This window comes from Pseudochrobactrum sp. XF203 (assembly GCF_020341615.1).
GTDB classification, from domain to species: domain Bacteria; phylum Pseudomonadota; class Alphaproteobacteria; order Rhizobiales; family Rhizobiaceae; genus Pseudochrobactrum; species Pseudochrobactrum saccharolyticum.
The window spans coordinates 2,963,044-2,988,222 of sequence record NZ_CP084392.1; the positions used below are offsets into that span (position 1 = coordinate 2,963,044).

The 25,179-nt window shown below is 51.8% G+C and carries 22 protein-coding genes; 6 read left to right on the top strand and 16 right to left on the bottom strand.

Annotated features, from left to right (window positions below):
- Nucleotides 1-45 precede the first annotated feature (45 nt).
- From LDL70_RS13525 to LDL70_RS13540, 4 genes are all read right to left on the bottom strand, one after another.
- Entirely contained in the window at nucleotides 46-1,239 is a 1,194-nt protein-coding gene (locus tag LDL70_RS13525) for an MFS transporter (protein ID WP_225685288.1), read from the bottom strand.
- A 184-nt stretch (nucleotides 1,240-1,423) separates the two neighbouring features.
- Nucleotides 1,424-2,749 (bottom strand): TRAP transporter large permease, encoded by a 1,326-nt coding sequence (locus LDL70_RS13530; RefSeq protein WP_225685289.1) that lies wholly within the window; start codon nucleotides 2,747-2,749, stop codon nucleotides 1,424-1,426.
- Nucleotides 2,746-3,360 carry a TRAP transporter small permease gene (locus LDL70_RS13535; protein WP_225685290.1) on the bottom strand — a complete coding sequence of 205 codons (615 nt, stop codon included), beginning with the start codon at nucleotides 3,358-3,360 and terminating at the stop codon, nucleotides 2,746-2,748. The genes LDL70_RS13530 and LDL70_RS13535 overlap by 4 nt, the downstream gene beginning before the upstream one ends.
- Before the next feature lie 204 nt (nucleotides 3,361-3,564).
- Entirely contained in the window at nucleotides 3,565-4,563 is a 999-nt protein-coding gene (locus LDL70_RS13540; protein ID WP_028233390.1) for a TRAP transporter substrate-binding protein, read from the bottom strand.
- A gap of 223 nt (nucleotides 4,564-4,786) precedes the next feature.
- Here LDL70_RS13540 and LDL70_RS13545 point away from each other — a divergent pair, with 223 nt between their 5' ends.
- Together LDL70_RS13545 and LDL70_RS13550 are read left to right on the top strand one after the other, a co-directional pair.
- A complete protein-coding gene (locus tag LDL70_RS13545) occupies nucleotides 4,787-6,787 on the top strand; it encodes a PAS domain-containing sensor histidine kinase (protein ID WP_225685291.1) in 2,001 nt (666 codons plus the stop codon).
- Nucleotides 6,784-7,383, top strand: a complete 600-nt coding sequence (locus tag LDL70_RS13550; protein WP_116089084.1) for a response regulator transcription factor — start codon at nucleotides 6,784-6,786, stop codon at nucleotides 7,381-7,383. The genes LDL70_RS13545 and LDL70_RS13550 overlap by 4 nt, the downstream gene beginning before the upstream one ends.
- A gap of 34 nt (nucleotides 7,384-7,417) precedes the next feature.
- On the opposite strand, the gene pyc is transcribed toward LDL70_RS13550, so the two are convergent.
- The 11 genes from pyc to LDL70_RS13605 form a co-directional block, all read right to left on the bottom strand.
- Entirely contained in the window at nucleotides 7,418-10,876 is a 3,459-nt protein-coding gene (pyc, locus tag LDL70_RS13555) for a pyruvate carboxylase (protein ID WP_225685292.1), read from the bottom strand.
- Nucleotides 10,877-11,217: 341 nt separating this feature from the next.
- Nucleotides 11,218-12,336, bottom strand: coding sequence for a branched-chain amino acid ABC transporter substrate-binding protein (locus LDL70_RS13560; RefSeq protein WP_028233389.1), 1,119 nt, complete (start codon nucleotides 12,334-12,336; stop codon nucleotides 11,218-11,220).
- 241 nt (nucleotides 12,337-12,577) lie between these two features.
- Nucleotides 12,578-13,690 (bottom strand): branched-chain amino acid ABC transporter substrate-binding protein, encoded by a 1,113-nt coding sequence (locus LDL70_RS13565; protein WP_028233388.1) that lies wholly within the window; start codon nucleotides 13,688-13,690, stop codon nucleotides 12,578-12,580.
- A 296-nt stretch (nucleotides 13,691-13,986) separates the two neighbouring features.
- Nucleotides 13,987-14,331 carry a DUF6867 family protein gene (locus tag LDL70_RS13570; protein ID WP_022709909.1) on the bottom strand — a complete coding sequence of 115 codons (345 nt, stop codon included), beginning with the start codon at nucleotides 14,329-14,331 and terminating at the stop codon, nucleotides 13,987-13,989.
- A gap of 168 nt (nucleotides 14,332-14,499) precedes the next feature.
- Complete coding sequence (locus LDL70_RS13575; protein WP_370637837.1) at nucleotides 14,500-15,231, bottom strand: ABC transporter ATP-binding protein; 732 nt, start codon at nucleotides 15,229-15,231, stop codon at nucleotides 14,500-14,502.
- Nucleotides 15,231-16,508 (bottom strand): ATP-binding cassette domain-containing protein, encoded by a 1,278-nt coding sequence (locus tag LDL70_RS13580; RefSeq protein ID WP_225685293.1) that lies wholly within the window; start codon nucleotides 16,506-16,508, stop codon nucleotides 15,231-15,233. Before LDL70_RS13580 ends, LDL70_RS13575 begins: the two co-directional genes overlap by 1 nt.
- A gap of 17 nt (nucleotides 16,509-16,525) precedes the next feature.
- Nucleotides 16,526-17,920 (bottom strand): high-affinity branched-chain amino acid ABC transporter permease LivM, encoded by a 1,395-nt coding sequence (gene livM, locus LDL70_RS13585; protein ID WP_225685294.1) that lies wholly within the window; start codon nucleotides 17,918-17,920, stop codon nucleotides 16,526-16,528.
- A gap of 1 nt (nucleotide 17,921) precedes the next feature.
- Nucleotides 17,922-18,830 (bottom strand): branched-chain amino acid ABC transporter permease, encoded by a 909-nt coding sequence (locus LDL70_RS13590; protein WP_022709905.1) that lies wholly within the window; start codon nucleotides 18,828-18,830, stop codon nucleotides 17,922-17,924.
- A gap of 422 nt (nucleotides 18,831-19,252) precedes the next feature.
- Nucleotides 19,253-20,254: a 4-hydroxyproline epimerase gene (locus LDL70_RS13595; protein WP_225685295.1), complete on the bottom strand. Its 1,002-nt coding sequence runs from the start codon at nucleotides 20,252-20,254 to the stop codon at nucleotides 19,253-19,255.
- A gap of 8 nt (nucleotides 20,255-20,262) precedes the next feature.
- Entirely contained in the window at nucleotides 20,263-21,540 is a 1,278-nt protein-coding gene (locus LDL70_RS13600) for an FAD-binding oxidoreductase (RefSeq protein ID WP_151160282.1), read from the bottom strand.
- Between the two features lie 118 nt (nucleotides 21,541-21,658).
- Nucleotides 21,659-22,552, bottom strand: a complete 894-nt coding sequence (locus tag LDL70_RS13605) for a dihydrodipicolinate synthase family protein (protein ID WP_028233386.1) — start codon at nucleotides 22,550-22,552, stop codon at nucleotides 21,659-21,661.
- A 293-nt stretch (nucleotides 22,553-22,845) separates the two neighbouring features.
- On the opposite strand from LDL70_RS13605, the gene LDL70_RS13610 reads away from it, so the two are divergent.
- The 4 genes from LDL70_RS13610 to LDL70_RS13625 all read left to right on the top strand — a co-directional run bounded on the left by LDL70_RS13610 (nucleotide 22,846) and on the right by LDL70_RS13625 (nucleotide 24,630).
- Complete coding sequence (locus LDL70_RS13610) at nucleotides 22,846-23,508, top strand: GntR family transcriptional regulator (protein WP_220158541.1); 663 nt, start codon at nucleotides 22,846-22,848, stop codon at nucleotides 23,506-23,508.
- 55 nt (nucleotides 23,509-23,563) lie between these two features.
- Nucleotides 23,564-23,965, top strand: coding sequence for a hypothetical protein (locus tag LDL70_RS13615; protein WP_225685296.1), 402 nt, complete (start codon nucleotides 23,564-23,566; stop codon nucleotides 23,963-23,965).
- Between the two features lie 141 nt (nucleotides 23,966-24,106).
- Entirely contained in the window at nucleotides 24,107-24,406 is a 300-nt protein-coding gene (locus LDL70_RS13620) for a YqjD family protein (RefSeq protein ID WP_116089090.1), read from the top strand.
- A gap of 77 nt (nucleotides 24,407-24,483) precedes the next feature.
- Complete coding sequence (locus LDL70_RS13625; protein WP_225685297.1) at nucleotides 24,484-24,630, top strand: hypothetical protein; 147 nt, start codon at nucleotides 24,484-24,486, stop codon at nucleotides 24,628-24,630.
- A gap of 84 nt (nucleotides 24,631-24,714) precedes the next feature.
- Here the strand turns inward: LDL70_RS13625 and LDL70_RS13630 are convergent, their stop codons facing one another.
- Nucleotides 24,715-25,122, bottom strand: a complete 408-nt coding sequence (locus LDL70_RS13630) for a F0F1 ATP synthase subunit epsilon (RefSeq protein WP_022709897.1) — start codon at nucleotides 25,120-25,122, stop codon at nucleotides 24,715-24,717.
- Between the last annotated feature and the right edge of the window lie 57 nt (nucleotides 25,123-25,179).

Below are 25,179 nucleotides of genomic sequence, written 5' to 3' on the forward strand. Positions count from 1 at the left end.
TTGAACCGCAATTGTGACAGTCTTACAGCAGGTCGTTCAAAACTTCTATTCTCTTTTCTGATCTGCGGCACTTGCGAGCGATGAAAGCATAAACACCACCACCAGCATCAGCGCCAGCACCATATAGACAGGACCAAAACCGATATACCCGCCGATATAGCCGATCAGTGACGGTGCAACCAGAATGCCTGAATAGCCCATCAATGTGACAAGACTTAACGCCGTGCCCGCATGGATGCCGCTCTGATTGCCTGCCGCCGAGAAAATGATCGGCACAATATTGGCCACACCAAGTCCGGCAACGGCAAACGCCAGAATTGCTATCCACGCATGTGGTGCAAAACCGCTGACAAACAAGCCCGCTGCGGCAATAATGATCGACACGCGGAATGTCCGCACGGCTCCAAACCGATTACGCACGCCGTCTCCGAGAAAACGAACCAGCGCCATTGTGGCGGAAAAAGCCGCATAGCCATAACCGGCTGTGGTCAGATCTGCGGAAAAGGCCTGCTGAATATAGACCGCTGCCCAGTCCAGCACCGCACCTTCCGGCACCATTGCAAACAGCGCCATCATACCGATCAGATAGATCACCGGCTGATTAGGCAGGCGGAAGCGGATTTTCTCGCTGGTCTGCTGCTGACGATCCATGACCAGTCGCGGCAAAGTTATCAGCATAATGATACCGGCAATCACGCTCACCAGTACCGCATGGCTGACTGCGCCCTGATAGTGCAGATAAAAGCTGCCAAGCGCACTGCCTGCAAAACCGCCAAGGCTCCAGAAACCGTGAGAGGAAGACATCAGCGCGCGACCGAGCGTTTTCTCCACCGCAACGGCATTGGCATTCATCGCCACATCCATACCGCCGAAAACCGCGCCCAGCATAAACAGCACCGGCACAGCCAGATAAAGATTATTGGTGAGGGCGACGACAATCAGCCAGAACGCCACGCCGACGGCAAAGCTTTTGGTGACGCGATCCGAGCCATAGCGCGCCAGCAACGGGCCGCACAGTCCCATGGCTGCCAGAGCGCCAAGACCGAAAACCAGAATGAGTAATCCGAAGACACCTTCAGAAACGCCCAACCGGCTCATCATCAACGGAATATGCAAAGCCCAGCTGCCGGTAACAAAGCCGTTGGAAAAAAATGCACCCGCCACTGCCCAGCGGTAATAACGCGCACCACTGTCTATGACAGCAGGCTGCACTGTACTGATCCCTGCATCTCCGCTCACAAAACCGCTCCATCAGGTTCAGAACATTATTTAAAGCGTATCCCGAAAAGCGAGAGTTGCTCCTGAGCCTCTGTTTAGTCGATTTTTATGACAAAAGAAATCACCTAACCGTCACAAGCCTGTCAGCTGTTGCAGCCAAAGAAAAAGGCGGCCGAAGCCGCCTTTTGTCTGATTATTAAAGCCTTTATTTCATGCCCAGCGTATGTGGCAGCCAGAGCGTGATCTGCGGCACATAGGTGACCAGCCCGAGGAAAATCAGCGTTGTGATAATCCATGGCAATGTCGATTTGGTCACGGCCGTGAGCCCCATTTTCGATATGGATGAGGCCACATAGAGATTGAGCCCCACCGGCGGTGTACACAGACCGATCTCCATATTCACCACCATCATCACCCCGAAATGCACCGGATCAACACCGAGCTTCACGGCAATCGGGAACAGGATCGGCGCCATAATCAGCACCACAGCAGAAGGCTCCATCACCATGCCGATCAGCAGCAGAATAATATTGACCATCAGCAGGAAGCCGATCATGCCAAAGCCCTGCTCCACAATCCATGCACTCATCTGCTGCGGAATTTGTTCCGAGGTCAGGATGAAGGCAAACATCACCGCATTGGTAATGATATAGAGCAGCATCGCGCTCATCGCCGCCGAAGACAGCAATACTCTCGGCACATCGCGCAGTTTAATGTCCTTATAGACAAAGACTGCAATCACGAATGCATAGACGGCAGAAACCGCAGCAGCTTCAGTCGGTGTGAAAATACCGCCATAAATACCACCCATAATGATGACGATCAGCATCAGCCCCCAGACGGAGGAGCGGAAGGCTTCCCAACGCTCACGCCAGCTGGCTTTCTGCATCCGCGGATAGCCGTTCTTCCATGCGCGCCAGATGGTTGTGCTGCCAAGCATTGCCGCCAGCATCAGCCCCGGAACAACACCGGCCATAAACAATGTGCCGATTGAGGCCGACATGACCGGCGCACCGTCCGGCCCGGTCACCACCATGCCGGAGGTTGCCACCGCATACATCACCATCACAATCGACGGCGGAATGAGAATGCCCAACCCGCCGGATGTGGCGATAACGCCGGTACCGAATTGCGGCGGATAACCCTGTTTGACCATTGCCGGTATCAGGATGGAACCAACCGCCATCACCGTTGCCGGTGACGAGCCGGAAATTGCAGCAAACAGCGAACAGGCGGCAACCGCAGCCAGCCCCATACCGCCATACCAGTGCCCGACCATCGAGGTGGCAAAGCGGATCATGCGCTTGGCTACCCCGCCATGGGTGAGGAAGTTACCGGCAAGGATGAAAAACGGGATCGCCATGATCTCGAATTTTTCAATACCGGTGAACAGTTTCAGCGCAATTGAATCCATCGGGATCGAGGTGAACCCGAAAAGGAAGGTGAAAACCGTCAGACCCAGCGCAATGGAAACCGGCATCCCTGTCACAAGCAGCAGCGCCAGAATGAGGAAGATAATCAGAGCGGTCATCGTGCGGCCTCCGCATCTTCCAGCCCGTCAACATGACCATGATCGTGATGGGCGATAGTGCCTGTGGTGAGATAGAGCCACAGCGCCTGAATAAAGCGGAAACACATCAGCGCGGAACCGAGCGGCACGGCGAGATAAACAATCCACATCGGCATTTCGAGATCAGCGGAAATCTGGCCGGTTTTGGAAATATGCCAGACGAAATCCGTGCCGATCCACGCCACGATACCCGTGAACAGGATACAGGCCAGAAAAGCGATAATAATCATCAGGCGCTGGTTTTTCGGTGACATACGCTCCACCAGCACATCAACGCCGACATGGATGCCAATACGCACGCCATAGGCCGCGCCGAATTTCGCCATCCATACAAACAGATAAATACAGGCTTCCTGAGCCCAGGTCAGATTGATTGATGCCAGCCAGCGATAAAAGCTGCGGGCATAGCCCTGTAATTCGGCATAATCATTGGCGCGTGCCCAGGACAGCACATCGGCAACCAGTCCGATAGAATAACGGTGAGCAACCGCGACAAAGATCAGCACAACGGCCGCTGCAATCAAAAAAGACAGCAATACTTCTTCAAAGCGGTCGAGGATACGCAACACCATAGGATGCTCCTCATGTGAGGGCGCACCGCTTTTCGGTGCTCCGTCTTGTTAATTATGAGCGCAAAAAACCAGCCGTGATAACAGCCGATACGCACAAATGTGATTGAAAACAGAATTCGGAAAATGTGCCTGCCCCAAGCACCATCGTCAGGGCAGGCAGGCCCGCTGCGATCGGAGAAACTCCGGCAGCGGGGCTTGAGAAGATTACTCTTTCATACCGACGGCTTCATAAACCTGCTTAATCAGGTCTGCGCCTACGCGGTCAGCCATTTCAGTATGCACAGGCTTGAGCGCTGCAACCCATTCTTCACGCTCTTCCGGTGTCAGTTCGTAGAATGTAGTCGTACCGGCCGCCTTCATTGCCGCCAGAGAATCGTCATTTTCTTTCTGGGCGATTTCGTTGGCAAAGGCAGTTGATTCAGCCATGGCTTTATCAAGCTGGGTGCGCACATCTTCCGGCAGGCCTTCCCAGAACGCTTTGTTGACGATCACCGCATAGCCCAGATAGCCGTGGTTTGAGACCGTGGCATGTTTCTGCACTTCATGCATTTTCTGGGTATACATATTGGACGGCGGGTTTTCCGTACCGTCCACAACGCCGGTCTGCAAAGCCTGATAGACTTCGGAGAAAGCCAGAACCTGCGGCACGGCACCCAGCGCCTTCATCTGTGCTTCCAGAATTTTGGAAGACTGAATACGCATTTTCAGACCAAGGAAATCATCCGGCACATGCAGCTGGCTGTTTGCCGACATCACTTTGAAGCCGTTATCCCAATAGGCCAGACCTTTGATGCCCTTGGCATCCAGCTTGTCGAGCAGCGCACGGCCAACCGGACCATCGGTGATTTTGCGCAGATCATTATAGTCTTTCATAATGAACGGCAGATCGAAAACTTCAAATTCACGCACGCCGAGCGGGCCGAATTTTGCCAGAGACGGTGCCAGCATCTGCACAGCACCAAGCTGCAGGGCTTCCAGCTCTTCTTTATCCTTGTAAAGCTGCGAGTTCGGATAGACCTCGACCTTCACTTTACCTTCGGTGTAGGATTCAGCGAGTTCCTTGAACTTCTCAGCGGCTTTGCCTTTTGGTGTATCAGGTGCCACAACATGGCTGAATTTAATAGTAATTGCCTGCGCAAGCGCAGTTGTGCTCACACCAAAAGCGAGAATTGCAGCAAGACCGGCAGTTGTAAGAAATTTCATTGAGAGGCCCTCCCAAGCCTGCATCTTTCAGTAAAACATTCCGGCGGATAAACCGGCACGGACTCCAAACGGAGTAAAAATCAGATAAAATCCTTAAAAGGAGTAGAGCCTCAATTCTATTGTGGAAACCCACAGTATTTCTATTGTGGTTTACCACAGGCATAACTTCGTGCAGACAAGAGGTTATGCTTATAAAGCATAGTGAGGATATTCAGACGAGCGCATGAAAATTCGTCATACAGCAGCAAATCCGCAAGACAACAGCCAGAGTCTCTCCGGCTTCCGCGCATCTGTGCGTGATTATACGCTGGCTATCCCCCTGCTCGCGATTCTGCTGATTGTGACCCTGATCGTCGCGCTGATTTGGATGACCTCGCGTGATAACCAGTCAGAAACAGAGAAAAAACTTACAACTGACGCGCTTTGGGTTGAGCAATATCTGCGTTTTCAGCTGCAAACCTTTGAGACAGAATTACGCGATCTCGGGGCAGATATCGAACGCGATCCGCAGCAGAAAGACACGATCAGAACCAAAGCCCAGCATCTAGTTTCCATCCATTCGGAATTCATCGATATCAGCTGGTTCACGCCGGACGGCCAATTGCTGGAAAGCGCACCACCCGGTCTCAATGTTATCGCCGACTATAAACCGGCACTGGCCGAGCATAGCCGCCTGTTCGGCAAACCGGTCTATTCTTCTCCCCGCCATACGAGCGAAGGCTGGGTGGTCGATATGGTGGCACCGGTTTATAATAATAACCGTTCCGCAGGCACGATCTGGGTCATCATCTCACTGGACAGGCTGCTCTCGCGCAATGTGCCCTGGTGGGTTGCGGGAAAATATCAGGTCTCGCTCACAGATTCAGGCGGCGATCCCCTGATCTCAAAATCCAGCATCATGCCGACCAACGATCAGGCGCGTCACACGATTTCTTTCGATCCGCCGCTGACCGGCACCTATATCACTGTCACGCCCTATCAGAGCCGTGCCGCCATCGGCCCGATTGTCATTTCCGCCGCCATTATCGGCCTGACCATTCTGGTGATTATCAATCTCTGGATGGCCTATCGCCAGAACCGGCGCAGAGCCGCAGCTGAACACGCTTTGCGCACAGAATATGCATTCCGGCAGGCGATGGAAAATTCCCTGACCATCGGCATGCGTGCCCGTGACCGCGACGGACGCATTATCTATGTGAATCCGGAATTCTGCCGCATGGTCGGCTATGAGGAGAAACAGCTGATCGGCATGATGCCACCGCATCCCTACTGGGCACCGGAAATCATGTCGGAAGGCATCCAGCGGCAGAATGATATGCGCAGTACCGGTATTGCCCCGCGTGAATTTGAAACACGTTTCATCCGTCCGGACGGTAAGCTGATTGATATTCAGGTCTATGAAGCACCGCTGATTGATGCGGATGGCACCCATATCGGCTGGATGGGTTCTCTTGTTGATGTGACCGAGAAAAAGAAACTGGAAGAGGCCCGCCAGACGGAAGCTGAAAAACTTCAGCATAATGCCCGTCTGATTACGATGGGAGAAATGGCCTCCACACTGGCGCATGAGCTCAACCAGCCTCTGGCCGCCATTACCAGTTATGCGACCGGCAGTCTCAATCTGCTGCAATCAGGCACGGTACAGCCGGTTGATCTGACCGGAGCCTTGCAAAAACTCTCCGATCAGGCACAGCGCGCCGGTACAATTGTTCACCGTGTGCATGATTTTGTGCGCAAGCGCTCCGTAACGCCGGAGCAACATGACCTGCGCAAAATTTTGCAGGATGCTGCCAGTTTTGTCAGTAGCGATATAATCAAGGGTGGCGGTCATATCGACATGCGCCTGCCCGATGCGCCGGTAGCCGTGCGGGCTGATGCGGTGCTGATCCAGCAGGTCCTGCTGAACCTGATCCGCAATGCCCGCGAGGCAGCCCTAGGCCTGCCGCGTAACCGGCAGAAATTACATATCAGCCTTGAGAGTGATGAGCATGAAGCCGTTATCACAATCACCGATCACGGGCACGGTATTCCGGAAGGTATGGAGAATGAGATTTTCACGCCCTTCATCTCATCAAAATCGGAGGGCATGGGCATGGGGCTACCGATCTGCCGTTCCATTCTGGAATCGCACAAAGGCCGCTTATGGTTGCAGGCAACACCTGACAGGCAAGGTGCCAGCTTCTGTCTTTCTTTACCGCTAAGCACGCAGGAAATCACGCAATGACCGTCCATATTGTTGATGATGATGAAGCCATTCGCGACAGCCTGTCATGGCTGTTTCGCTCCCGTGGTGTGGGCGTTGTCACATGGCCGTCCGGTGAGGCTTTTCTGCAAAACTGGTCGCCGGATCTTCAGGGCTGTATTCTGCTGGATATGCGGATGGACGGCATGTCCGGTCTTGAGGTTTTCGACAAGCTCATCAAGCTTCATGCCCGTCAGCCGGTGATTTTTCTGACCGGACATGGTGATATTCCGCTGGCCGTGGAATGTCTGAAACAGGGTGCCGCGGATTTTCTCGAAAAGCCGTTCAATGATAATAATCTGGTCGACAGGGTTCTTGCTGCCCTGCACAAAGCAAAAGAGCGTGCCGCCTCAGACCGCCAGCGCGATGAATTGCGGCGTAAACGCACCCAGCTTTCGCCGCGCGAGAATGAAGTCCTGTCGATGATATTGGAGGGTCTGCTCAATAAGCAGATTGCCGACAGGCTGGAGATCACCATCCGCACAGTTGAAGTGCATCGCGCCCATATTATGGAGAAAATGGGTGCGCGTAATGCCGTGGAACTGGCGCGCCTGATCAGTTTCAGCGAACAGAATTAACCGGCAGAGCAAATACACTCTGCCGGTCTGAATTTTATGCGTAAATAATCAACAGATCCTTGGCATCAATCTGATCACCGGCGCGTACCAGCACTTCTGCCAGCACACCGTCCCGCTCGGCATGAAGGGCGGTTTCCATCTTCATCGCCTCAATCGACAGCAAGACATCTCCGGCTTTCACACTCTGCCCGCTGGCCACCGCCACTGTCGAAACAATGCCGGGCATCGGCGCACCAATATGGGCCTCATTGTTCAGCTCGGCTTTGCGACGGGCGCCTTTGGCAGCACCGCGTGTACGATCCGGCACTTTGATACGACGCGGCTGACCATTCAGTTCAAAGAACACCGTGACCATGCCCTGATCGTCAACATCGCCCACCGCCTGATTGCGGATAACCAGTGTCTTGCCGCGCTCAATCTCAACAAAGACTTCCTGTTCCTGCGCCAGCCCGTAAAAATAGACCGGCGTCGGCAGCACGCTTGTCGGCCCGTAAAGGGTCTGCGCACCGGCAAAATCGGTGAAGACTTTCGGATACATCAGATAGGACGCAAATTCCTGATCGCTGATTTTGCGCTCCAGCTTGGTTTCAATCTCTTTGCGCTCAGCTTCCAGATCAGCCGGTTGCAGCAATGCACCCGGCCGCTCTGTAAACGGCTTCTCACCCTTCAGCACTTTGGCCTGCAAATCCTTCGGCCAGCCTGCTGGCGGCTGTCCGAGATCGCCGCGCATCATCGACACCACGGAATCCGGGAACGCAATATCCTTGGCAGGATTGGTCACATCCGCCGTTGTTAAGTCCTGACTGACCATCATCAGCGCCATATCGCCCACCACTTTGGAAGACGGCGTGACTTTGACAATATCGCTGAACATCAGATTCACATCAGCATAAGCCTGCGCCACCTCATGCCAGCGGCTCTCCAGCCCCAATGAGCGTGCCTGTTCCTTCAAATTGGTGAATTGTCCGCCCGGCATTTCATGCAGGTAAACTTCCGAGGCAGGGCCTTTCAGGTCACTCTCAAAAGCTGCATATTGATTGCGTGCCGCCTCCCAATAGAAGGAAATCCGGCGGATCGAAGCCGGATCAAGTTGCGGATCGCGCTCACTGCCTGCGAGTGCTTCAACAATCGAGCCGAGGCATGGCTGTGAGGTATTGCCCGACAATGCATCCATCGCCGCATCAACAACATCCACACCGCTCTCCACAGCCGCCAGCACTGTTGCTGCCGCAATACCGGATGTATCATGCGTATGGAAATGAATCGGCAGATCGGTTTCCTGCCGCAAGGCCGTGAATAATTTGCGTGCCGATTGCGGCTTCAGCAGCCCCGCCATGTCTTTAATGGCGATGATATGCGCTCCGGCCTTTTCAACCTCACGCGCCAGTTTCAGATAATAATTCAGGTCATATTGCGGGCGCGCTGCATTCATCAAATCGCTGGTATAGCAGATCGCTGCCTCGCAGAGCTTGCCCTCGCTCAGCACGGCATCCATCGACACGCGCATATTCTCAACCCAGTTGAGACTGTCAAACACGCGGAAGAGATCAATGCCGCCGCGTGCCGCTTCACGCACAAATTGCGTCACCACATTATCGGGATAGCTCTTATAACCCACGCCATTGGCACCGCGCAGCAGCATTTGCAGCAGCAGGTTCGGTGCACCATCACGCACCTTGCTCAGCCGCTCCCACGGATCTTCTGTCAAAAAGCGCATGGAAACATCGAAAGTCGCACCGCCCCAGCATTCCAGAGAAAACAGGTTCGGCAGCAGGCGCGCATAGGTTTCGGCAATCTGCGCAATATCATAGGTACGCATACGTGTGGCGAGCAAAGACTGATGCCCGTCCCGCATGGTCGTATCGGTTACCAGCACCCGCTTTTGCTCACGCATCCATTGTGCAAATTTCTGCGGCTCCAACTCTGCCAGTTTTTGACGGGTGCCGTGCTGAATATCCCCATCAGGCACATAAGGCACTTTTGGTGCAGCCGCATTCATGTCCGGCAAGGCACGGCCTTTGGTTTCCGGATGACCATTGACCGTCACATCGGCAATATAGGTCAGAAGTTTGGTCGCACGATCCTGTCGTTTCACATGCTCGAACAATTCCGGCGTCGTATCAATAAATCGCGTAGTATATTCGTTACTGCGAAATTTCGGATGCGTAATAATCGCTTCCAGAAAGGTCAGATTGGTCGACACACCTCGGATACGAAACTCCCGCAGCGCACGATGCATACGCAGGATCACCTCTTCGGGTGTCGATGCCCATGCGGTCACTTTCTCCAACAACGGGTCATAATAACGGGTGATGAAGGCACCGGAATAGGCTGTACCGCCATCCAGACGAATGCCGAAACCGGTCGCTCCGCGATAAGCCGTAATCCGCCCATAATCCGGAATGAAATTCTGCTCCGGATCTTCCGTTGTGATGCGGCATTGCAATGCATGGCCGCGCAGAACAATCTTGCTCTGCTCCGGCACACCGGATTCCGGCGAGCCGATAGCTGCGCCTTCCAGAATACGGATTTGCGCTTTGACAATATCAATGCCCGTGACTTCTTCCGTCACCGTGTGCTCCACCTGAATGCGCGGATTGACCTCGATGAAATAGAATTTTCCTGATGTCACATCCATCAGGAACTCGACCGTCCCCGCCCCGATATAATGAGTGGCGCGGGCGATCTTCAGCGCATAATCAGCCAGTTCCTGACGCTGCCCATCATTGAGGTAAGGCGCCGGTGCACGTTCCACAACTTTCTGGTTACGCCGTTGCACGGAACAATCACGCTCAAACAAATGCACGGCATTGCCATGGGTATCGCCGAGAATCTGCACTTCCACATGGCGCGCATGTTCAATGAGTTTTTCGAGATAGACCTCATCCTTGCCGAAAGCGGCTTTGGCCTCGCGCTTGGCTTCCGTGACCTCACGCGCCAGATCTTTGGCCTCGCGAATAGCGCGCATACCGCGCCCGCCACCGCCCCATGAGGCTTTGAGCATCAGCGGATAACCGATGCTATCAGCAATCTTGCGCACCTCATCCATATCCTCCGGCAGAGGGTCACTGGCAGGCACCACCGGCACACCGACCTCAACGGCCAGATTGCGTGCCGCAACCTTATTGCCGAGGCGGCGCATCGTATCGCCTTTCGGACCAATGAAGATAATGCCGTTCTCAGCGCAGGCATCGGCAAATTCAGGACTTTCCGACAGCAGACCATAGCCCGGATGAATGGCATCGGCACCCGAGAGCTTGGCAACGCGGATCACTTCCTCAATTGAGAGATAGCTTTCAATCGGTCCCAGATCACGCTGCAGATGCGGGCCGCGCCCGACCTGATAACTCTCATCGGCTTTGAAACGATGCAATGCAAGTTTATCTTCCTCTGCCCAGATCGCCACGGTTTTCATGCCCAGCTCATTTGCAGCGCGGAATACGCGGATAGCAATTTCAGAGCGGTTTGCGACAAGAATTTTATGGATAGGCAAAGCAGGTCTCCCTCACTGCAAAACTAGAGCGCCGTGTGCCAGACTTGGCACACAAAGGTCGCTCTAACACTTTAAAATTAGAGCATAATTTTACCTTAAACTGATCCAAGTTTAAGGAATTATGCTCTATTCTGACACATGCCGGTCGTTCCCGTGACCGGCAAAATTCCGCCTGCATACTGATCGTTTTTTTTGTGAAAGAACAGCGAAAATACGTCTTAAAATAACAATGCCCGACACAAGTGCCGGGCATTACTGAACCAATTATTCCAAAGTATTAGACCTCTTTTCAAGAAAGAGAATACTATTCTAATTCTGAAATAATTCCCTGATTTCAGGAATTATTTTTTCTGGAAATAATTATATTTTCCGTCGTCGCCTTTGCGCCATTCAAACATGACATAAGGCGAAAGATTCGGATCGCCCTTTTCATCATAGGAAATTTCGCCGAGAACCGTCTTGAACGGACCTTTTTCCTTCATGGCTGTCGCAACAGTCATAGGATCATTGGTACCGGCAGCCTTTGCCGCCGCAGCCAGAGACTGCACTGCCGCATAGGAATAGAAAGTATAGGCTTCCGGCTCAAATCCGGCATCACGGAATTTCTTGATCAGTTCAGCATTGGCCGGATCTTCACGCGGATCAGGGCCGAAAGTGTTCAGCACACCGGCAACCGCATCACCGGCAATCGAAGCCAGTTCGTTGGACACAATACCGTCACCGGAAATGAACTGCGCCTTCAGATCCTGATCGCCCATCTGACGGATAATCAGACCGGCTTCCGGATGCAGACCACCCCAGTAAATAACCGTAACACCGTCACGCTTCAGCTTGGCGATCAGCGCGGAATAGTCTTTTTCACCGACATTCACGCCTTCATAAACTGTCTCTTTCAGACCCAGTTCATTCATCGCGTTCTTGGTGGCGTCTGCAAGTCCCTGACCATAAGGGGTTTTGTCATGAACAATTGCGATTTTACCGTCTTTGAAATTATCGACGATATATTTGGCGGCAGCGATACCCTGATTGTCATCGCGGCGGCAGGTACGGAATGTATTCCAGAGACCACGATCGGTATAAACCGGATTGGTTGTGCCCGGTGCAATCGCAAGAATACCGTTTTCGGCATAAACTTCCGAAGCCGGAATGCTCACGCCCGAATTAAAGTGACCGATGACAAATTGCACACCATCGGCAGCAAATTTATTGGCAACGGACATGCCCTGCTTGGGATCAGAAACATCATCGCCATAAACAAGAACGATCTTTTCGCCGTTCAGACCGCCTTCTGCATTCACAACTTCAACAGCTGCTTCCACACCGTTTTTAATCTGTGCGCCATATGCGGCACCACCGCCCGTCAGAGGTGCACCAACACCGACCAGAATATCGGCCCATGATGAACCGCTAAAGGCCAGCATTGCAGACAGTGCAACACCGCAGAACAGAGACTTCTTCATATTTCCTACTCCCGTGAATATGCTCAAAAACTGACAAAAAGCAGGTTTTGAGGTCGCCGGAACACCGGCATTTTTCTGTCGGAATGAGACATCCGGCAGAATTTCTTTCGACAGCTCCTCTATGAAAACCGGTTTCATACGGAACTGTTCTGAAACAAAAAACTGTCTCCGCTGTCTGCAATACAGCTTTCAATCAAACGGGGCCGGACTGAGCCGGCCCCGCTGATTTTCAAAGACAGGTTTACTGCTGAATGTAAGTGAACTTACCGTCAGCGCCTTTTTCCCACTTATACATGACATAGCCCGGCAGCTTCGGATCGCCTTTCTCATCGAAAGAGATATCTCCGAGCACAGTCTTGAATGTGCCGGACTTCAGTGCTTTCGCAACTGTTTCCGGATCATTGCTGCCTGCAGCTTTCGCTGCACCGGCCAGCGACTGCATCGCGGCATAGGAGTAAAGTGTATAAGCTTCAGGCTCGAAACCGGCATCGCGGAACTTCTTCACCAGATCAGCATTGGCCGGATTGTTGCGCGGATCAGGACCGAAAGTATTCAGAGTTCCTTCAACCGCATTACCGGCAATGGAAGCCAGCTCATTGGAGACGATACCGTCACCGGAAATGAACTGCGCTTTCAGACCCTGATCGCCGAGCTGACGAATAATCAGACCAGCTTCCGCGTGCATACCGCCCCAATAAATAACGGTAATGCCTTCCTGCTTCATTTTTGCGATCAGTGCCGAGAAGTCCTTCTCGCCAATATTCACACCTTCATACAGGGTTTCTTTCATACCTGCTGCATTGAGTGCTTTCTTGGTTTCATCAGCCAGACCCTGACCGTAAGGGGTCTTGTCGTGAACAACAGCCACTTTGGCGTCTTTGAACTTTTCAGCAATATACTGACCTGCAACAATACCCTGCTGGTCATCGCGGCCGCAGGTACGGAATGTGTTCCACATACCGCGATCAGTATAAACAGGGTTGGTCGCACCTGGTGAAATCTCCAGAATGCCGTTTTCCTGATACACTTCCGAAGCCGGAATTGTTACGCCGGAGTTAAAGTGTCCGATAACGAATTTAACACCGTCAGCGGCAAACTTGTTGGCAACCGAAATGCCCTGTTTCGGATCGGAAACGTCATCACCAAGAGTGAAAACGATTTTCTCTCCGTTCAGGCCACCTTCAGCATTGATGACTTCTGCTGCAGCCTCGGCTCCTTTTTGAATCTGGAGACCATAAACCGCGTTCGGTCCGGTCAGCGGTGCGCCGATACCCACCAGAACATCCGCAAAAGCCGAGCCGCTGAAAGCCACGAGAGCCGACACTGCTACGCTGTAGAATAAAGATTTTTTCATATTAACTGCTCCCATTACAATGATTATGCCGGAAACCGTCTGCCGCAGATCAGTTTCCTTGTTTTATTAAATACGGAGATCAAAGTTTTGCGGTGCAATACCGATGATCGGCCGGTCATTTTTATTACAATCATTAAGCAGAAACCGGTTTCCCGGGCAGTTCATACCGGAGTGTTACACCGGCGTATCACAATACTCACTTCGTTCCCGCAAAGCGGAATATTGCAATTTCAAAACACCCCCAAATTCAATAATCAGCTCAGGGATGTTGTTTCTTGGTTCCCTTAAATCGCCTGTTATTTCGACTTATAGGAAAATGGTGAAGTCTGTTCATAGAGCCAGTTATATTGACGCACCATCTGCTTCACCTTTGTGAAACGATAGCCAAGCGTGCCAATCACCAGCAACACAACAAAATCGACCAGATAGTAATGCAGCGACAGCAATGTTCCTTCAAACATTGCAAAATGAATAAAACGAACCATCGCTGTCAAAGGCAGGAGATAGAGCACAAACATTGCATATGGACGCCATGTTTGTGCGCAGGCCCGCCCTGTCATCCATGCGGCCCAACCGCCGAGAATGCAGGTAATCAACAAAAACAGCCAGAATGACGGCTCTTCATAGAGAATGCCTTGCATCAATAATTCTCCCCAATTCACCGGATTTCTGAACGAAATTTCCGGCTGGTGCAGTTTCCGGAAGTGAGGCTGATTTTTGAGCGCCCCGGCTTGTCAGAAACTGCGTTAATTCGTCTAAAGCTGAACATTATGAAGAGTGCCGGACAATTTGTTTGTCCGGCTTTCCCATCAATGACGTCCGCCTTCCAGATAGGCTGCGCGGACTTCCGGATTTGCCAGAAGCTCCTGCCCGCTACCGCTCATAGTAATCACACCATTGACCATCACATAACCGCGATGGGCAAGTTTCAGCGCACCGAAAGCATTCTGCTCCACCAGAAACACAGTCAGTCCGGTGGTGCGGTTCAGCTCTTTAATCGCCTCAAAAATCTGTTTGACGATCAGTGGTGCCAGACCAAGTGACGGCTCATCCAGCATCAGCAATTTTGGCCGCGCCATCAATGCACGGGCAATCGCCAGCATCTGCTGCTCACCGCCCGACAGAGTACCGCCGCGCTGATTGATACGCTCTTTAAGACGCGGAAACAGATCAAACATCAGTTTCACATCTTCATCAAAGTATTTTTGATTATCGAGACTGGCACCCATTTGCAGATTTTCCATCACGCTCATGCGCGGGAAAATACGACGTCCTTCCGGAGACTGCGCAATACGCAGTTTTGCAATCTCGTGAGGCGGCATAGAAGTAATATCTTTGCCCTCAAAAAGAATGCGTCCGGTGCGGGCACGCGGTGTACCGAAAATCGTCATCATCAGAGTTGATTTTCCGGCACCGTTTGCACCGATCAGCGTGACGATTTCACCGGATTTAACCGTGACATCAACACCTTTCAGCGCGCAGATATTGCCGTAATAGGTTTCAACCTTATCGATAACCAGAAGCGGGTTCTGAGCCTGCATCATTTACCCCCCTCAGTTTTCTTCGTCGAATCTGTATCTTCGGATGTCTCATGGCTGGACGGTACTTTGCCGGCTTCCACACGGGATGAGAATTCCGTTTTTCCGCCGCTGGCCAGCTGACGTGCCTGCCCTACCCAGTCTTCACGGGCAATACGGCCGTCAAAGCTCAGATACATCTCAGCCTGTTTGATTTCAGCTTCTGTCCACGCAGCAATCTGATCGAAATGATAGATGCCATGGGCATTGAGCTTGGTCTCGTTAACACTGCCGATCCCTTTAATCAGGGTCAGATTATCAGCGATACCGCCGCGCGGCGCATCCAGACCACCGGCCAGATGCTCAGGTGCAGCAACCTCATCCGCAGGATCAACATCTGCAAGCTGCGTGACCAGCTGATCAACTTCCCCGACGTCACCGCCGGAGCCTTCAATCAGATCGGTTACCTCATCATCATCAACACCAAGATAGGCGGCGATAACTTTAGGGTCATTCTGCACAAAGCTCGGAGCGCCGTCAGAGATTTTCGTGCCATATTCAAGCACAATCACATGATCGGAAATTTCCATAACCACCGACATATCATGCTCGATCAGCAGAATGGACGTGCCTGTCTCTGCACGAATATCCAGCAAAAGCTTGTTAAGCTCCGCAGATTCTCGCGGGTTCAGACCGGCTGCCGGCTCATCAAGACACAGCATTTCCGGATCAGTGCACATAGCACGGGCAATTTCCAGACGGCGCTGATCGCCATAAGGAAGATCACCTGCCGGATCATCAGCACGATGGATCAGATTGATCTTCTCAAGCCAGATACGCGCTTTTTCAATCGCGTCTTTCGCTGCCTTTTTATAGCCGGGAAATCCGAGCAGTCCCAGAAAGGTAAAGCCGGATGACACCATCAGCGGATTATGCTGGGCAACCAGCAGGTTTTCCAGAACTGTCAGACCTGTGAAAAGGCGGATATTCTGGAAGGTACGGGCAACCTTGGCTTTTTTGGTAATCACAAAATCCGGCATCCGTTCCAACAGGAACTTATCGCCGTTTTTATGCTGCATTGTCACCATGCCGCCGGTCGGCTTGTAGAAACCGGTCAGGCAGTTAAACACGGTGGTTTTACCCGCGCCGTTCGGCCCGATCACCGCAGTGATCTCGCCGCGCTTGGCTTCAAAGCTCAGATCATTAATTGCCACCAAACCGCCGAAACGCATGGAAAGATGCTCGACTTTCAGAATGGTATCGGCGTTTTGTCTTTTTTCAGCAAGTTCAGAATTTGCCATAGTATTTATCCCCGCCATCAACCGTGACCTTCCTTGGTAAAGGAACCGGACACCAGCTTACGCTCATTCAGGAAGGCGCTTGGTTCACGATGACCGACAAAACCACGCGGTTTCCAGACCATCACAACAACCATAGCCAGACCGAAAATCAGCATACGATAGAGTTCCGGCGTAAAGCTTTGGCCGAACACGGCTTTCAGGAATGAAAGTTCGCGCAGGATTTCTGTACCGCCGATCATCACGATTGCAGCAATCGCAATACCGATCAGCGATCCCATACCGCCAAGAACCACGATAGCAAGAATAACCGCAGATTCGAGGAAGATGAAGGATTCCGGGCTGACAAAGCCCTGACGCGCGCCGAAGAAGGCACCGGCAAAGCCGCCAAACATCGCACCGGTTGCAAAGGCGGTCAGCTTGGTTGTTGTCGTATTGATACCCAGCGCACGGCAGGCAATTTCATCCTCACGCAGGGCTTCCCATGCACGGCCGATTGGCATACGGCGCAGACGGATTGTAACCCATGCGGTCAAAAGCGCCAGCAGCAGAATGACGTAATAGAGGAAGATTTTATAATGGGCTGCGGAAAATTGCAGACCGAACGTGGCAGCAAAACCATCAGGACCGGCTTTGAACGGAATACCGAAGAACGTGGCTTTGGCAATACCCGACACACCATAAGTACCTTTGGTGACCGCCGTCCAGTTTATCAGCACAAGTCTGATGATTTCACCGAAAGCCAGTGTCACGATCGCAAGATAGTCCCCCCGCAGACGCAGCACAGGGAAGCCGAGAATAATGCCCCAGAAGGCTGCGAGAATACCGGCAACCGGCAGCAGCGTCCAGAAAGACAGACCGAAATAGGAAGACAGCAATGCGTAGGAATAAGCACCAACCGCATAGAAGGCGACATAACCCAAATCCAGCAGGCCGGCGAGACCGACAACGATATTCAGCCCCCATGCCAGCATGATATAGATGAGGATCTGTACGCCGAAATTATCCACCCATTTCAGGGAGCCTTGAAAACCGAGTGTCAGAACAATCAGCACCGGATAGATAAACAGGAACAGGATTGCCAGTTTCGAAAAGTTCTTACGGAAGAACGAAACATCACCGCTGGCAACAACCTGTTTTTCGGATTTCCCGCGCTTTGCCATATATGGCACAAGAAAAGCACGGTGCAGAAAACGGCCGATACCTGCCAGAGCTACAAGGGTAAACAACAGCCCCCAGCGCTGAACCAGCACCAGCTCATTATTGATATTCTGCTCGGTTTTGAAACCGACGATCAGTACGAACAGGCCGAATGCCAGAATAGCTGCAATGATACCTTCGCGGATACCGGCTGCAATATCTGACGGTTCAGCCTTCGGTGCACCCGCCGGAGAAGTTTGAAAAGCATTGGTCATGTTACACCTTTTCAACTTCTGGACGGCCGAGAATGCCGGAAGGCATGAAGATCAGCACAATCGCAAGGATCGAGAACGCAGCAACATCTTTATAATCAATCGAGAAATAGGCAGACCAGAGCGCCTCGATCAGACCGATCAGCAAGCCACCGATCACAGCGCCCGGAAGCGAGCCGATGCCACCGAGAACCGCTGCGGTAAACGCTTTCACACCCGGAATAAAGCCGTCTGTAAACGAGATAACCCCGTAGAATGTGAGATAAAGCGTACCGGCCACGGCGGCCAGTGCGGCGCCCATAACGAAGGTCAGAGAAATCGTGCGGTCAACATTGATACCGAGCAGCGATGCCATTTTACGATCCTGTTCGCAGGCACGCTGGGCGCGCCCCAAGGATGTACGGTTAACAATATACCAGAAGATTGTGAGCAGAACGATGGTAACTGCAATGATAACGATCTGTTTCAGCGAGATGATAACACTGGTACCGAATAATGAATAAGAGTCATTAATCAGCGAAGGGATCGGCTTGTTACGCGGCCCCTGTGTGACCTGCACGAAGTTGGACAGCGCAATGGACATACCAATTGCTGTAATCAGCGGTGCAAGCCGGAAAGACCCGCGCAATGGCCGGTAGGCGACCCGCTCAATGGTCCAGCTCCACATACTGGTCAGGATCATAGCGACAATCATCATCAGCAGGATTGCAAGTACGACAGGTACTGCACCAACAAATGTTGTCAGCAATAAAAAAACAATAAGCGCCATAAAGGCGCCGAGCATAAAAACATCACCGTGAGAAAAATTGATCATGCCGATAATACCATAAACCATGGTATAGCCGATGGCGATCAATCCATAGATCGATCCGAGCGTGAGCCCGTTGATCACTTGCTGGATAAAATATTCCATTGCAAAGTCACCCTTTTATGATCTGAATTATTGTCACCTTTAACAGGCTCTTCCCTTATATTTCAGATCGTTTACTCCTACTGCACAATCCGGCAGGCAAAATCTGCCTTGGTACCGCCCAGCATTTATAGATCCGCCGCATGTCCCTGAGGACAGACCGGCATTATTCATTTCAGCATTTCAGGCAAAATTCTCCCCCGATAGTTTCTGCGTAGTCAGACAAGCTTCCCTCTGTCTTTGGCTGAACATGCGCCAAACCGGATAGCTCGCATACACAGAAACTATAGAAATAACGACTAGTAATATAGTATTATATTCCCCCTGCTCTGCTCCTGAAATTTAAGATTACTCATAATTTAATGCCGGTCAATCGCCCTTCTGCATTGTTTCAAAGATTGAACAATGTTCCGTTTGCGACGTCTTTAACGAACTACAAATCCGTGCGCGAACGGGTCACGGTCATCAATAAAAATCGTATTATATCCGGTCATGCGCGCCCAGCCGGCAACTGACGGAATTATCGCTTTCTTATCAGCAACTTGTACCTCTGCCTCCACACGTCCGTGGAACAGTGACCCGATCACAGATTCGTGAACAAAATCGTCGCCGGCCTTCAGCTCTCCGCGTGCCGACAGCTGCGCCATACGCGCCGAGGTACCGGTGCCACATGGTGAACGATCAATCGCTTTTTCCCCGTAAAAAACGGCATTTCGTGCATGAGCTTCCGGTTTCGTCGGTTTTCCTGTCCACAAAATATGGCTGAGGCGGTTGATATCAGCCAGTTCCGGATGCTGAAATTTATACAACTCATTGAGTCGCTGACGTAAAACAGGGCTCCAGCCGATCAGATCCAGTACCGAATAATCGGCAAGATCCGTGTAATTTTGTTGCGCCTCAACAATTGCATAGAAATTTCCGCCATAGCTGACATCAACTTTCAGCATGCCGAGATCAGGACATTCCACTTCCAGACCTTCCGCATAGAGAAATGCCGGCACATTTGTCAGTCGCACGCTCTCCACATACTGGCCGTTCTGCTCATATTCGATCGCGACTTTACCGGCCGGTGTATCCAGATTGATCTTGCCCGGTACTTTCGGTGTGATCAGCCCCTGCTCAATCGCCATGGTTACAGTACCGATCGTGCCATGTCCGCACATCGGCAGGCAGCCCGATGTTTCAATAAACAGCACTGCCACATCGCAGTCTTCCCGTGTCGGCGGATACAGGATCGAGCCGGACATCATGTCATGACCGCGCGGCTCAAACATCAGCCCTGTACGGATCCAGTCATATTCGGCCAGAAAATGAGCCCGCTTTTCCATCATGGTTGAGCCATGCAGGTTCGGCCCCCCGCCAGCAACAAGCCGGACGGGATTGCCGCAGGTATGACCATCAACACAGAAGAAGGAATGTTTTGCCATGATGTTTCTCAAAAACGTTTCGGACTGAAAGCACTGACAGGCAGTGCGGTTGTTTCGTGATTAAGCAGCTGCGTTACCAGCCGTGCTGTTGCCGCCGATTGTGTCAACCCCAGATGTCCATGGCCAAAAGCATAGACAATATCTTTGGAGGCCGATGAATAACCGATGACCGGCAGCGTATCCGGCGTTGAAGGACGATAGCCCATCCATTGCCGTCCGCCCTCAATATTCATCTGCGGCAGGAACTGTTTTGCTTTTTTCAGCATAGCTTCTGAACGCGCATAATTCGGCGGCAATGTCAGCCCGCCGAGTTCGACCGCACCGCCCACGCGCACGCCGGTTGTCAGCGGCGTAATCACAAAAGCATGTCCGGGGAATGTCAGCTGACGGCGAATGTCATAAGCCCCGACCGGCAGTGTCGTATTATATCCGCGTTCTGTTTCCAGCGGCACCGCATCGCCCAGCTGGGCACTCAGATGATGTGACCATGCCCCTGCGGCAACAATGAGTTTTTTGCACTGCAGCTTACTGCCGTCAGCCAGCGTGACTTCAGCTCCGCCCTGCATATGCGCGATTTTAGTAACAATACCCTGCTGATAGCGACTGCCGAGTTTCTCTGCATAAGCCCACAGAGCTTTGCCATAAAGTTTCGGATCAGAAACATTTTTCCATTTCGGAACAAAACAGCCAACCACAAAACGCGGTGATAATCCCGGTTGCAAGGCTGCCAGTTCAGCGCCACGCACCACAGTATAATCAATGCCCGCCTGTTTTTTGGCTTCCCAGCCCGGCATAGCCGCCTGCAGTTCAGCTTCACTTTCATAAAGCTCAAGATTGCCTTCATGATGGATCATGTCCGTCACACCGGCACGTTCAGCCAATGCCAGCATTTCACGCTCGGCAAGTTGCATCATCTGCCCTTGCACGACAGTACTGTTGCGCAAAGCCGAAGGGCTGCTGGCACGCCAGAAGCGATAAAGCCATGGCAGCAATTTCAACAAGTAAGACGGACGGATAGCGAAGGGCCCCAGCGGATCCATCAGCCAGCCCGGCACTTTTTTCATCACACCTTTGGAAGCGAGCGGCAAGACTTCAGAAAATGCCAGTGCCGCCGCATTACCGGAACTTGTCTCCTCACAAATACCGGTGCGATCCACAACCAGTACAGAATGCCCTGCCTCACTCAGCACAGCTGCTGCAGCGATACCGACAATACCTGCCCCGATTATAATAACTTCAGAATTATTCTGCTTCCCATCCACATTGACGCTATTGACCGACGCCATGTGCCCTCCTGCCTGCTACACTTATTGTTATTTCAGCTGGTGCAGACCTTACGCCGTAAAATACATTCTTGCTATGAAAAAACCCCGATTATTTTTGAATTAACCGGGGTTCAGATTGTCAGATTTTTGGCAGTTCAGGCCGTGTCGCCAGAGCCTGTTTTACAATCTTTTCGACCTGTGCACGGCGCTCTCCGCTCAGCGGCTGGCGCGGCAGACGAACACGGTCATTCGACTGAATAGCATGTACTTCAATCAACTTGAGATTCTGCACCAGATAGGTTGAAACATCGAGATCAAGCAGCGGACGCATCCAGCGATAAAGCGGCAGCGCTTCATCATAACGCTTCTGTTTGATGAGCTGATACAGAACCACAGTTTCACGCGGCAACGAAGTCACAACACCGGCAACCCAGCCGATTGCACCAGTTGTCAGTGCTTCAAAAGCCAGATTATCTACGCCGGTGAAAAGATCAAAACGATCGCCGAACTGATTGACGATATCGATTGTGCGACGGATATCATCCGAGGATTCCTTGATCGCAACGAACAGATCGTCCTTCGCCAGTTCCTCAAGGCATTCACCGGTCACATCCACACGATAGGCCATGCGGTTGGAATAGATCATCACCGGCAGACCACCGGCAGCAGCCATGGCTTTCAGCGTGGTGACAGTTTCCTGAGGATTGGTGAAATAGATCGGGCTTGGCACAACCATCAATCCGTCTGCACCGGCTTTCGCAGCAGCTTTGGCAGCAGCAGCACCTTCACGTGTACCGGCCTCGAAAACGGTCATCAGCACCGGACGTTTTCCGGCAACCGCACGGGCGGTTTTGAAAACTTCCAGCTTTTCCTCTCCCGACAGCATCGGGCCTTCACCCAGAGAGCCGCCGACAACAAAACCGTCAACGCCCGCATCAATCTGCAGACCGAAGCAACGCTCCATCTCTTTATGATCCAGAGCATCATTTTCAGTAAATTTTGTTGTGACTGCCGGAAAAATACCTGACCACATAATCATTCTCCCAATTGATATATTTCTGATATATCTAAATTCAGAATGCGCGTCAATTAAATTCTGCACGGGATAATGCAGACTTATAAACAATCGCCCAGCCAGGACGACCGGCACTCATATTGAGAAAACCGGCTTCTTGTAGTATCTCTCAGAAAAATATCATTGAAATTTATACATCCTGCATATTGCGCTTCAGCGATATCGGCTTCGCAAAAACTAAAAGCAGAGCACAGCTTGCCGCAAATCTTGCCGGCAGCAGAACTGCTATCAAGAACAAGGATAAAGCCTTTATGTCAGGGCAGTCAGACTATTCCGACGACCAGCAGACCGTAACCGCACTCAGCCTCTCGGATCAGGCTTACCGGTTGCTCGAACGCCATATTGTTACACTGCAGCTGCAACCGGGAAGTGTCACCAATGAACGTGTCCTGATCGAGCTCACCGGTATGGGCAGAACACCGGTGCGCGAAGCTATTCAGCGGCTGGCATGGGAAGGCCTGATGGAAGTGCGGCCGCGCTCGGGTATTGCGATTACGGCCCTTGACCCTAAGGATTTCACCAAGGTTCTGGATGCCCGCGAAGGTGTCGAGCAAATTCTTTGCCGCGATGCAGCGCGTTATTCCGGTGCTTATGAGCATGAGAAACTGCGCGAAGCTGCAGTCATGATGAAGCAAGCCGCCACAACGCAGGATATCCCGTTATTTCTGGACGCCGATAAAGCGTTTGATGAAGTTCTTGGCAGCGCCTCACTCAACAGCTATGCCACACGACTGGCCGCGCCTTTACAAAGCCACAGCCGTCGCTTCTGGTTCCGCCTGCGCCGTGACAACAGCTTGCAGGATTCTTCAACCGCCCATACGCAGATGATTGATGCAATTGTCTCCCGCGATGAAACAGCCGCCATTGAAAGCGCAAAACAGCTCATCGCCTATCTGCGTACACTCACCCCATAAGTGCCGTAATTGCTGCCGATAAGCCTGTTTCATCTCCGAAAGGCTTGTCGGCTATATGTTTGTTTTTAATTCGCATTTTTCATTCAAATTATTAGCAGCACCTTGCCTGCTATTCCTGTTCAGCAGTACCGGTTTTACGCAAACAGCTGAGAGTGATTATCAGGGGCCGGTTGTAACCAGCTGCAAGACCATTGGTACCCTTGCAGACAAATGGGACAAAACATCCGAACAATGGCCGGAAATTACTCTGCAGGCAAAAGTCAAAGCTGTACATGAGGCCAATCCGATTGCCGTAACAGAGCTTTGCCCGAACCAGAGACTGCAAGTCATCTGTCTTGAATATGACAATAGTGCATTGAAAGCCGGAGACCATGTTGAAGTCAGCGGTATGCTAACCAACAGCTTTGAGGGCGGAGTGGTGATTGATCCCTGCTCCACCCGCCTGCAGCAGGACTAAGTTCCTCCTATGCGGCCATTCAAACAGGTAATTTATTAAATACAGGAACTTATTACGCGCTGCATCGTTATCTCTTTGAATAGTTTTCTGAACCGGCAGATACCCGTCTCCGGTTTATGGCCATCACACAAGGAGATCACTATGGCTTCCAAATTGCGTAATGATGCAGAAAAGACATTTGAAGACCAGATTGCGGAACTGAAAAGCGAACTGGCTTCGGTGACCAAGAAACTCTCCGAGCAGGGTTCTGCATTTTACGATGATGCCCGCGAAAATGCATCCGAAACCTATGAGACTCTCCGTAAACGCGGCCGCGTTGCAGCAAGAGAAGTCAGACATCAGGCACAGGTCGTGACCGAAACAGCCAAAGAAAATCCTTTGGCAACCGCAGCGCTTGTCGCCGGTATCGGTCTGGTGCTGGCTCTGTTAGCCCGCCGTTAAGATCGTAGCTTTCAGCAAGACAGGAGTGATCCCTGTAATACGGGGATCGCTGAACAACACTGCACATCTGAGGTCTTATGAATAAAAACGGATTATATATTCTGCTCGGAGCGCTCATTGTAATTATTATCGGCTTTTCGATTTACACCTATCAGCAGGAATCCAAACCTAAGGGTGTCGAATTGAAAATCGATGAGCAAGGCGTATCGATTGAACAGAACTGATTTTGTAAATCTATTTAGATACAAAAAAACCGCGATAAATTTATCGCGGTTTTTTTATAATCAAAAGGCTGCAAACGCCCTGCATTATGCAGGCAGAATAGCGCCTTCAAGAGTTGTCAGTTGATGCAGGAACAATTCTGCTGCTGTGCGATGCTCCGGTGAAGCAGCATCATCAATCAGTTGACGTGCATGCTCGATGCGGGCAGCAATATCTTCACGCTTAACTTCATCAATATGAAGTGCGGATTCTGCCAGCAATGAGCAGCCTTCCGGTGTAATGTCAGTGAAGCCGCCGAAAACGATATAAGCATCGCTCTTACCGTCAGCAGTTTTGACTGTTACTTTACCGGGAATAATGGTGGTCATCAAAGGAGCATGACCGGCCAGAACTGTCAGATAGCCTTCGCTACCGGGAATGACCACTTCGCTCACTTCTGCAGAGAGCAACAGGCGTTCCGGTGATACCAGTTCGAATTTGAAGGTTCCAGCCATGATTCTCACTCAAATTTCCTGAACAAGCTGCTCTAGAGCAGTGTTCCGGCGTTGAAT